This is a genomic window from Microcoleus sp. B13-B6, from assembly GCF_036705405.1.
Lineage (GTDB): Bacteria > Cyanobacteriota > Cyanobacteriia > Cyanobacteriales > Microcoleaceae > Microcoleus.
Genome location: NZ_JAUBUJ010000023.1, coordinates 48401 through 60489 on the forward strand (window position 1 = coordinate 48401; position 12089 = coordinate 60489).

4 protein-coding genes are annotated in these 12089 nt (G+C 44.5%); 3 read left to right on the top strand and 1 reads right to left on the bottom strand.

Translation table 11 applies throughout. The features are described 5' to 3' along the window. Window positions 1–53 precede the first annotated feature (53 nt). From QUB35_RS12975 to QUB35_RS12985, 3 genes are all read left to right on the top strand, one after another. On the top strand, window positions 54–9236 hold the full coding sequence (locus tag QUB35_RS12975; protein WP_333142296.1) for an amino acid adenylation domain-containing protein: 9183 nt from the start codon (window positions 54–56) through the stop codon (window positions 9234–9236). A 70-nt stretch (window positions 9237–9306) separates the two neighbouring features. Then, window positions 9307–10152, top strand: a complete 846-nt coding sequence (locus QUB35_RS12980; RefSeq protein ID WP_333142297.1) for a methyltransferase domain-containing protein — start codon at window positions 9307–9309, stop codon at window positions 10150–10152. Window positions 10153–10326: 174 nt separating this feature from the next. Continuing rightward, window positions 10327–11634 (top strand): MFS transporter, encoded by a 1308-nt coding sequence (locus QUB35_RS12985; protein ID WP_333142298.1) that lies wholly within the window; start codon window positions 10327–10329, stop codon window positions 11632–11634. Window positions 11635–11828: 194 nt separating this feature from the next. On the opposite strand, the gene QUB35_RS12990 is transcribed toward QUB35_RS12985, so the two are convergent. Further along, the gene (locus QUB35_RS12990) at window positions 11829–11975 is read right to left on the bottom strand and encodes a hypothetical protein (protein ID WP_333142299.1); all 147 of its coding nucleotides are present in this window, start codon (window positions 11973–11975) and stop codon (window positions 11829–11831) included. Window positions 11976–12089 lie beyond the last annotated feature (114 nt).

The following is a 12089-nucleotide window of genomic DNA, read 5'->3' on the forward strand; positions in this document are numbered from 1 at the left end:
AGGTTTTACCTTTCTCAAGCCACCTTTCGTGCCAATATCATTTGAAGCTTGTCATGTCAATACCAGAATTCGTTTCCGATAAAAGTCTTACTCTACATGGGTTATTTGAAGCACAGGTAGAGAAAATCCCAGAAGCAATCGCTCTTGTTTTGGATTCAGAGCAATTGACCTATCGCGAACTCAATGAGAAAGCCAACCAACTGGCACATTATTTAAGCTCTTTAAATGTCGCTTCAGAAATGTTGGTAGGCATTTGTCTTGAGCGTTCTATTGAGATGATAGTGGGAATGCTGGGTATCCTCAAGGCAGGTGCTGCATTTGTTCCGCTCGACCCATCGCAGCCTCAAGAGCGCTTGGCGTTCATTCTAGCGGATACAAAAGTTGAGGTATTGCTAACTCTCAAGAAACTGGTAGCAGGAATTCCATTACCTCCAGGTCATTTTGTTTGCTTGGATGCTGAAGAGGAGAATATTTCTGCAAAAAGCAAGAGTAATCCTGTGAGTGGTGTTCAGCCTAAGAACTTAGCTTACACAATCTATACTTCGGGTTCTACAGGACAACCAAAAGGTGTGATGGTAAGCCACCGAGCAATTTGTCAAGGCTTTTTGTGGATGCAAGAAATTTTTCCCATCACGCAGCAAGACCGGATTTTGCAAAAATTACCTTTAACATTTGATTTTTCATTCTGGGAGCTATTCTGGCCTTTAATGACTGGGGCTAGGGTTGTGCTTGCCAAACCAGGCTGTGAAAAAGATCCCGCTTATTTAGTTAGGCTGATCGCTCAACAAGAAATCAGTGTCCTTGTTTTTGTCCCTTCTGTATTGCAAGTATTTCTTTCCGAAGAGGGATTGGAGAATTGCCGAAATATCCGAATGGTATTTACAGGGGGAGAGCCTGTAACTGCGGCATTAAAAAAACGATTTTTTAACCAATTTCCTAATTGCAGACTTTACGACCTTTTTGGCGCTACAGAAAATATTGTAGTGGCCTACTGGCTTTGCAAGTCAGAAGAAAATTTATCTGGCTGCCCTCAAGGTCGCCTATTTCCCAACCTGTCAATTTATGTCGTTGACGAAGAGTTGCAACCTGTTCCCGAAGGAGAAAAAGGAGAGTTATTAGTTGGGGGATGGGGACTAGCAAGAGGATATCTCAATCGTCCAGAATTAACGACGCAAAAATTTATTTCCAATCCTTTTCAGGAAAACTCACAAGAACGATTTTATAGAACTGGAGATTTAGTTCGCTATCTCGGTGATGACACAATTGAAATTCTCGGTCGCATTGACCATCAAGTAAAAATTCGCGGTTTTCGGATTGAATTGGGAGAAATTGAAGAAAAACTGAGCAAACATCCATCTGTTAAGCAAGCTGCTATTACTGCTAGGGAAGATGTACCCGGTGATAAACGATTAGTCGCATATCTTGTACTCCACTCATCGCCAGAGTCAGAGTCAAATTTTATACGAGAGTTGCGCCAGTTCCTCCAACAACAACTTCCCGACTACATGATTCCCTCGCATTTTGTAGTATTGGAAAGCTTGCCATTGAATCCAAATGGTAAAGTAAATCGTCGAGCGTTGCCCAAACCAGAAATCAACCCAGCAGAGTTATCTACTTTTGTTGCACCTCGCACTGCTATTGAGGAGATATTAGCAGGGATATGGGCTGAAATTTTGAGAGTTGAGCGCGTAGGAGTTGACGATAACTTCTTTGAATTGGGGGGGCATTCGCTGTTAGCGGCCCAAATTATCGCTCGAATACGCGATCGCCTGAAAGTAGAGTTACCTTTTAGCCGAATCCTAGAATCTCCTACTGTAGCAGGTTTAGCTCTAATAGTAGAGGAAGTTCTTCAGCAAGAACAACGACCAATAGGCATAGCTTTACAACCTATTTCGAGAAACCAAAGGATTCCACTTAGTTTTTCTCAGGAACAATTGTGGTTTTTGGCACAAGTAGAACCAAATATTCCGGTATATAACGAACCTTGCACTATTCGTTTTCCAGGTGCTATTGATGTAAATGCTTTAGAAAAAGCTCTGAACGCAATTATCAACCGTCACGAAAGTTTGAGAACGCGCTTTATGACGGTAGACGGACAGCCAGCGATGGTTATCGATCCATTCTCTACTTTTAATTTAGCAGTAATGGATTTAAGGCAACTGCCAGAACAGGAACGGGAGGCAGAAGCTTTGCGGTTGGCGAAAAGAGAAGCTATACAGCCATTTGACTTTAGTTCTGGTCTACTGCTGCGGGCTGCATTGATGCAACTCTCAGATGAAGACTACAGGTTATTTCTGACTTTTCACCACATTATTACCGATGCTGTTTCGCTTTACGATGTATTCCTAAAAGAATTAGCAACACTCTACAAAGCTTTTTCTAATAGTCAGCCATCACCTCTGGCAGAATTGCCCATACAATATGCTGACTTTGCTGTTTGGCAGAGGCAGTGGTTTACAAAGGAAATTCTGGAAAGTCGATTAAATTACTGGAAGCAACAGCTAGCCGATTTACCCGTACTACAACTACCGTTAGACCGTCCACGACCCCCTGTTCAAACTTTCCGGGGTGCGAGGCAATGTTTCGCTCTATCTAAAAACTTAACAGAAACACTCAAAGCTCTCTCGCGACAAGAAGGGGTCACTCTCTACACGACGCTGCTGACAGCATTTAAAACCTTGCTCTATCGATACTCAGGGCAAGAAGATATTGTGGTGGGAACTGTTAGTGCAGGTCGCAACAAACCAGAAATTGAAGGACTGATTGGTTTTTTTGTCAATACCCTGGTGTTGCGTACTAATTTGTCGGGGAATCCTAGTTTCCAAGAGCTACTTTCTAGGGTACAGGAAGTAACTTTGGCAGCTTATGCCCATGAAGATTTGCCGTTTGAAAAGTTGGTAGAGATACTTCAACCAGAACGAAACCTCAGCCAAAACCCTTTATTCCAAGTAGCATTTACTGCACAACCTTCAATGTCATTTTTGGATGAGGGTTGGACTTTAAGTTACCCAAATGTGAATACTGATACGGCTAAGTTCGATCTGACTTTGGATGTAGAGGAAAGATTAGAGGGGATTATTGGTCAGTTTGAGTATAACACTGATTTGTTTGAGGCTAGTACGATCGCTCGGATGGCGGGACATTACCAAACTTTGCTGGAGGCGCTCGCAGTCAATTCAGATCAGCCGATTTCAAAATTGTCTCTCCTAACACAAACAGATCGTTACCAGCTATTAGTGGAGTGGAATAACACAGAAGCTCAGTATCCCTTTGATAAGTGCATCCATCAGTTGTTTGAAGAACAGGTAGAGCGATCTCCCGATGCTGTAGCAGTGGTATTTGAAGGAGAACAACTGACCTATCGAGAGCTGAACATAAGGGCAAATCAGCTAGCACATTACCTCCAAACGTTGGGTGTAGGGCCAGAAGTTTTGGTGGGCATCTGTGTAGAACGTTCAAGTGACATGATTATAGGACTGTTAGGTGTACTCAAAGCCGGTGGTGCTTATGTCCCTATAGACCCCGCCTATCCAACAGATCGCATCAGTTATATGCTCGATGATTCACGATTGCCAGTTTTACTAACTCAACAAAAACTGGTTGTCTCGTTACCAGAACATCAAGCACGGGTAGTCTGCTTGGATTCTGAGTGGCAAGAAATCTCGGCTCAACGCGAACTTTTTCTTATCACTGGTGTGACACCGGAAAACTTGGCTTATGTCATTTACACCTCTGGTTCAACCGGCAAGCCCAAAGGGGTTTTGATTCCCCACTCTGGTTTGCTAAATCTAGTTTTCTGGCATCAACGAACCTTTGAGGTAACATCATCAGACCGAGCTACCCAGCTAGCCGGAACCGCGTTTGATGCTTCCGTGTGGGAAGTGTGGCCTTATTTAGCATCGGGAGCGAGTATTTATTTAGTCAAGCCAGAGATTCTTCTGTCTACAGAAAAACTGCGCGACTGGCTTTTGACCAAAGAGATAACAATTACTTTTGTCCCCACCCCAATAGCAGAAAAGTTGTTGTCTCTTCAATGGCCCTCTGACGGAGCCTTACGAATTATGTTAACGGGTGGAGATAAACTTCATCAGCATCCATCAGCTTCAATTCCTTTTAAAGTAGTCAATAACTACGGGCCAACCGAGAACACTGTGGTCACGACTTCTGGATTAGTCGAAAGCGATGCCATACAGAATACGTTGCCTCACATCGGTCGTCCCATAGACAACATCCAAGTTTATCTTCTCGATCGCCATCTCCAACCAGTTCCTATTGGTGTTCCTGGGGAACTCTACATTGCCAGTGTGGGGTTAGCGCGAGGATACCTCAATCGGCCCGATTTAACTCAAGAGAAATTTATTCCCAACACTTTTAGCAATGAACCAGGTTCTCGACTCTACAAAACTGGCGACTTAGGTCGTTACCTCCCAGATGGCAACATTGAATTTCTCGGTCGCATTGACAATCAGGTAAAAATTCGCGGCTTCCGCATCGAATTAGGCGAAATTGAAGCAATATTGAACCAGCATTCCGGTGTAAGAGAGACAGCAGTTATCGCCAAAGATTTCGTTGCAGGTGATAAGCAATTAGTGGCTTATGTTGTTCCGTATCAAGAAGGAACACCCACAATTACTGACCTGCGCCACTTCCTCAAACAAAAACTGCCTGATTACATGATGCCGGGTGCTTTTATCGTTCTGGAGGCACTACCACTAACACCCAATGGTAAAGTGGATCGTCGCGCCTTACCCGCACCAGATTTGCGTCCCGAACTGGAAGAGTTTTTTGTCGCCCCACGCACTCCGATTGAGGAAATGTTAGCCAGCATTTGGAGTAACATCCTCTTAATTGACTCTGTAGGCGTTCATGACAATTTCTTTACCTTGGGCGGACATTCCTTATTAGCAACCCAAGTAATTTCAAGAGTGCGCGACACGATATCCATCGAATTACCATTACGCAGTTTGTTTGAAGCTCCCACGATTGCCGAATTCGCTTCACGGGTTGAGATAGCGCTCAAAAACGGAAAATCTGTAGAAGCTCTGCCTCTTCTACCAATTCCCAGGTCAGAGTCCATCCCCTTATCCTTTGCTCAAGCGAGATTGTGGTTCCTCGACCAATTACAACCAGAAAGTGCATTTTATAACATCCCACTCGCGTTGCATCTGAGCGGTCAGCTTAATATAGCGTCGCTACAGAAGGCTATCAACGAAATTATCCGGCGGCATGAAGCCTTACGCACCAACTTTGCAATAGTAGGAGATCAACCCGTTCAAGTTATTGCCTCAACTCTTAGTTTTCAACTACCAATTGTGAACTTGTTGCACCTCTCTGAGAGCGAACGAGAAATTGAAGCGAAACGATTAGCTACGGTTGAAGCGAATCGACCTTTTAACCTGGAGCAAGAGCCTTTACTCCGAGGTACGGTGCTACAGCTAGGTGAAACAGAGTACCTCTTGCTGCTCACCATGCACCACATTATTTCTGATGGTTGGTCGCTGGGCGTATTCGTGCGAGAACTAACAGAACTTTACCAAGCTTTCTGTACAGGAAAGCCTCCAGTTTTACCAGAGTTACCAGTACAATATGCCGACTTTGCTCTTTGGCAACGACAGTGGCTAACTGGAGAAATACTAGAAACCCAACTTCACTACTGGAAGGAACAACTCAAGAACGCTCCGAATTTATTAGAATTGCCCACAGACAGAGCGCGATCGGCTGTTCAAACCTTCCGTGGAGGATATTACTATGCAGCCCTTTCCAAAGAATTGAGCGCGGAACTTGCCACGTTGAGTAAGCGAGCGGGAGTCACTATGTTTATGACGCTTTTGGCAGCGTTTCAGACATTTCTCTACCGATACTCAGGGGAAGATGACATCGTAGTAGGGACGCCTGTAGCTGGTCGCAACCGACGGGAACTTGAAAGGCTAATCGGCTTTTTTGTCAATACTTTAGTGCTGCGTACCAACCTCGGCGGCAACCCTAGTTTTGAGCAGTTACTCAATCGAGTTCGGGAAGTGGCGCTGCAAGGTTACACGCATCAAGACCTGCCATTCGAGCAGTTGGTAGAAGCATTGCAACCAACACGCAATTTAAGCTACACGCCTCTATTCCAGGTGATGTTTGCTCTTGACGACGGAACAGTACCTTCTATGGAACTGCTTGATTTAGCGGTAAGCTCGTATTCCGTGGAACTCGGCACAGCCAAGTTTGATTTGACGCTATCAATGGAGAATACGGCTGATGGATTGGTAGCAGAATGGGAATACAACTCGGATCTGTTTGATGAGACTACCATCGTGCGGATGGCGGAACATTTCCAGACCTTGTTGGAAGGAATCGTCGCCAATTCCAAACAGGCGATTTCAGAATTGCCCCTACTGACACCAGGAGAGCGACAGCAGCTATTAGTAGAGTGGAACAACACTGCTAAAGACTATCCCCAAGAAAAGTGCATCCATCAGTTGTTTGAAGAACAGGTGGAACGGACACCCGATGCCGTAGCAGTGGTGTTTGAAGAAAAACAACTCACCTATCGAGAGTTGAATGTAAAAGCCAATCAGTTGGCGCACTACCTGCAAAGCTTGGGCCTGAAACCAGAAGTGTTAGTAGGGATTTGTGTAGAGCGCTCTCTGGAAATGGTAATCGGTTTGTTGGGCATCCTCAAAACTGGGGGTGCTTACGTTCCTCTCGACCCTGCATATCCGAAAGAGCGGTTAGCTTTCATGGTGGAAGACTCGTCATTACCCGTTCTGCTTACCCAAGAGAAATTAGTGGAGAAACTTCCTGCACACTCAGCGCGTGTTATCTGCTTAGACTCAGACTGGAAAGAAATTGCTTCCCACAGCGAAGAAAACCTGTCAAGCGGAGTAAAGCCAGAAAACTTGGCTTATGTTATCTACACATCAGGGTCTACAGGAAAACCCAAAGGTGTTTTAATCCAACATGAATCGCTAGTCAATTACACAACGGTTGCGAGTGCTGAATATGAAATAGACCAGTGTGATAGCGAAGCGCTGCTGCGTTCGCCCTTGGCTTCTCCCTTTGGGAGAAGCGCAGATCGGATTCTGCAATTCTCCTCGATTAGTTTTGATGTCAGTGCCGAAGAAATCTATACCAGCCTGATTTCTGGTGCGACGCTTGTCTTGCGTACTGATTCCATGCTGGACTCCATTGAGGGATTTTTGCAAAATTGCAAGAATTGGGAAATCACTGTCATGGCTTTGCCGACAGCCTACTGGCACGAACTGACTGCTTTCTTGACTCAAGAAACGGTGGTATTACCCTCATCATTGCGCTTAATAATCATTGGCGGAGAAAAAGCACTGCCCGAACGACTGAAAACTTGGCTTGAGTGTGTGGAACAGCGAGTTCGTCTGGTGAATAATTACGGCCCGACAGAAGCTACTGTGGGGGCAACGATATATGATTTATCGGTAGCGGACACGACATTAAAGGAGTTGCCGATCGGTCGTCCCCTTGGTAATGTCCAGACCTATATTTTAGATCGGAATGGACAACCTGTACCTGTTGGCGTTCCCGGTGAGTTGCACATCGGTGGTGCTGGTTTGGCACGGGGATACCTCAATCAGCCCAATTTGACCGATGAGCGTTTCATTCGCAATTCCTTTAGTGACTCTCCCACTTCGCGTCTCTACAAAACTGGAGATTTGGTTCGCTACTTGCCCGATGGTAATATCGAATATCTCGGTCGCATTGATAACCAGGTAAAGATTCGTGGCTTCCGCATTGAAATCGGAGAAATTGAACAGGTACTAGCTCAATACCCAGATGTGCAAGAAGCAGTAGTTGTTGCCCGTGAAGACATTCCTGGTAATAAGCGTCTTGTTGCTTATATTGTCTCTAATCTCATCCCAGAGCGCGTTTTTTATCAAACCGAGTGTGTAAGTGTAAAAAAACTCCCAGAAGAACAGGGGTTATTGAAAACGTTGCAGCACACAATCACAGATAGACTGCGCGATTACCTCAAACAAAAGCTGCCTGATTACATGATCCCGTCTGCGTTTGTCCTTTTGGAAGCAATACCCCTTACCCCTAACGGGAAACTAGACCGTCGCGCCCTAATAGCGCCAGATAGTTCTCACTTTTGGAATGAAACCTGTTTTGTTGACCCCCACGACACACTAGAATTACAGCTTTCACAAATTTGGTCAGAAGTTCTCGGTGTATATCCCGTAGGAGTTAGAGGCAACTTTTTTACGATGGGAGGTCATTCTCTTTTAGCTGTACGGCTAATGGCGCGTCTTGAACAGCAATTTGGAACAAATCTACCTTTAGCAACCCTTTTCTCCAGTCCAACTATCGAACAGTTAGCCATTCATATTCGTTCGTCAAGAGATTCTGGCAGATGGTCTCCTTTGATCCCGATTCACTCTAGCGGTTCCAAGAAACCTTTCTTCTGCGTACCTGGCATTGGCGGAAATGTTCTTTACTTTTACGATCTAGCACGTCATCTGGGTTCAGATCAACCGTTTTACGGTCTACAAGCACGAGGTCTTGACGGAGAATCAGAACCTCTCACACAGGTGGAAGATATGGCTGCCTACTATATTCAGGCAATACAGACCGTTCAAAGCCAGGGACCCTACCTCCTGGGAGGGCATTCGTTTGGAGGTTTAGTTGTTTTTGAGATAGCCCAGCAGTTGCAGAAACAGGGGCATGAAGTCGCTCTTGTGGCAATTATCGATGCTGTAGCGCCAATTTTTAGTAAAAAGTCAATTTCAGTTCATGAAAATGATCTAGATTATACCGAGTTTGCCAATTATATGGAATATATGTTTTATCCTCAATGGAAGTTATCCAAAGAGACTTTTGCTTCCCTGAACCAAGAGGAACAATTGGATTATCTAAAAGAAAAATGGATCGAGTTGAATTCCTTACCTAAAGATGTAGCAAGTAAGTCATTTAGGGGTTTAGTGGAAGTTTACAAGGCTAATACTAAAGCCCATCGTAATTATTACCCAGAACAGGTACTCCCCAATCGGATTTCTGTTTTCCGCGCCAGCGAAATAGATGCAATTGATGTGGCTATGGAGGGGCTAACTGATTTGCTAAAAAATCCAACATTAGGCTGGAGCAAATTTTCTACAACTACCGAAAATTATCTGATTTCGGGAAACCACATGACCATGATGCAAAAACCTCACGTACAGGAATTAGCTGCACAACTAAAAATTAGTTTGGATGTAGCACAATCTCATTCAGAAGAGCTATAATTAAAAGGCTTTACTCCCAAATATAAAGTCAAGTTCATCCTCTACTAACTATTTTGCAAGTGAATCAATTATGAATGCTAACGAACACAAATGGCTCATTCCCTCTTATTCTTCTCCTTCAGAAGACGAAAAAGATACTTGGAATAAAGTTCACCAAAATTATTCTAATCATACTTACAGCCTGACAAAAGATCCTCAAATTTGCGAAAATCTCATCAATCCTCTTCAATCCCCTAATTTTAAAATCCCAAATTCTCCCGACATAAAAGTTCTAATTCCGGGTTGTGGTTCGGAAATAGGACTTCAGAAAACCTTGCTAACTCTCTGTCCTCAGATTGGACAAGTTTACTGTACTGACTTTGCTGAAAATGCGATAGAAAGAGCCAAAAATAATTGGCAAGAGACAAATGGAGATACAAAATTAAAAAATCAACAATTAAATTTTCAAGTTGCTGATTCTACCAAATTAGTGGAAGAATACCCAGATTGGCAAGAAAAATTTGATTATGTCCTTGTTGTTAATTCAGTTGTTGCGGGGGAAGACGATCAAAATCGTCAGATGATTGATGAGTTTTATAAAATTCTCAAACCAGGTGGTAGGCTTTACGGTTTTTTCCCCAGTATTTTTTGTGACTTGGAGATTGCTTATCTAGTTCAATCTAAAGCTCATTGGTTAACTGATGGGCAAATTAATTTAGCCCATAGTGCCTGCTATGACAACAGGTGGAATTCTCGCCAGATATATTACACCCCCTTACGGTTGAATCGAATTTTCAAGGAAGCAGGCTTTAAACGACTCAGCTTTGAAGTTTCTTTTGACGATTCTGATATTGCAATCTCCAATCTCAAGGATATTTTTGGCGTTGACGAACCTGATGTTTATAATTGGGAGCTTTTAGTCAGGCTTGAGAAATAAGAGCTTATTTTTCAGCAATACTCACAAAAATAAGACATATAGCAACAGATCAGGCGGTTAGGACATGAACCAATGCTAGAACTTAGACAACAAAAGGCTTTTAGCACTGTTACCTGTTACCTGCTATATGTCCGCTTTTTAACGATTCCATAAAAACTGTAGAGAAGATGCTGAATGACGAAACTCCCTCCGTTCCATAAGATACGCGTTTTTCTTCTCGTCTGGTTCGGACAACTGATCTCCCTGATGGGATCTGGTCTGACGAGCTTTGCTTTAGGAGTTTGGGTCTATCAGCGTACAGGTTCAGTCACCCAATTCTCTCTAATTTTGCTATTTGCTCTCCTACCCAGTATTTTAATTTCTTCGGTTGCAGGTGCCTTAGTTGACCGATGGAATCGACGCAATTGCATGATTCTGTCTGACTCCGGGGCAGGTCTAAGTACAGTGGTGATCGCTCTCTTACTGGTCGCTGGCAGGCTGGAAATTTGGCACATCTACATCGCCGTCAGCCTCAGTTCCCTCTGCAAAGCGTTTCAGTTGCCAGCTTACACTGCTTCGACCTCTTTATTAGTACCGAAGGAACACTTGCCGCGTACTAGCGGTATGGTTCAATCAGGAGAAGCGTGCGCCCAGCTAATTTCACCGCTGCTAGCAGGATTCTTGCTGGGAATCGTCCAACTTGAAGGTGTCATTTTAATTGACTTTGCCCCCTTCCTGTTTGCCCTCACCACCCTATTGCTGGTTCGCTTTCCTGACGCTAAGACTGCTGCGGTTCCAGTTAATGGAAAAGCCTCTCTCTGGCGCGAGGCACTTGAAGGTTGGACTTATATTACTGTTAGACCCGGACTTTTAGCTTTGCTAATTGTTTTCGCTATCAATAATTTTGTTTTTGGACTGATTGAAGTTTTATTCCCGCCACTGGTACTTTCTTTTACTTCTGTTACCGTTCTCGGAACCATTCAATCCCTCGGCGGTGCCGGGATGCTGCTGGGTAGTGTAGTTATGAGTATTTGGGGAGGTCCCAGAACTTTAATTCGTGGCGTATTTGGTTTTGCCTTTCTCAGTCAACTGTGCATTTTAGCATTGGGATTACGCGCCGATGCCGCCCTTTTTGCTCTGGCTTTCTTCTTGTTTTTCTTCAGCTTACCGCTCATCAATGGCTGGTGCGATGCCATCTTACTCCGAAAAGTGGCTCCCAATATTCAAGGCCGAGTCTTTGCCACAATTAATATGATTTGTTTCTCGTGCATCCCCCTCGCCTATGTTGTGGCTGGCCCTCTAACTGAACGAATCTTTGAACCTCTAATGGCGACTGATGGTTTATTAGCTGGAAGCATCGGTCAAATCATTGGCGTGGGGCCGGGCCGCGGTATTGGCTTGCTATTTATTACGATGGAAATTCTAGCCATAGGGGTGACAGTTGCAGTTTACCGACATCCGCGCGTGCGGTTTGTGGAACGCGAATTACCAGATGCGATTTAGGGCTTGGGGAAACCTATGAGTGTATCGGTGGTGATTCTCAGTCGGCGCGATAGCTTCACCAATTTCTGTGGGTGATGGTGGCGATCGCCAGTTATGTGATCGGCGAGGATTAATGATGCCTCAGTCGTGTCGGTGGAAACGGCTGAGTCCCCACCGCCTCATTTATGTGATACTCTCAAAAAACTATTCCATTACTAGGGCAAGATTTGGGGATACCCGTTTAGGGCAACAGTTGGGGTGCGGGCCGTCAGGAGGGCGATCGCTTGTTGAGTGAGCTTGCAGAAAACGACCTGTAGCGTGCAGCCGTTGGGGGCATAAAGCGATCGTACCTCTGTCACCACTTAAATGCACCCCGAATTCTGGAACTGGCGTTTTTACTTCCTGCGGTAAGCGATCGCAAGACGCTTCAGACGGTATTGTTTGCGACTAGGCGTTAAATTTTTACAGTCTGTAGA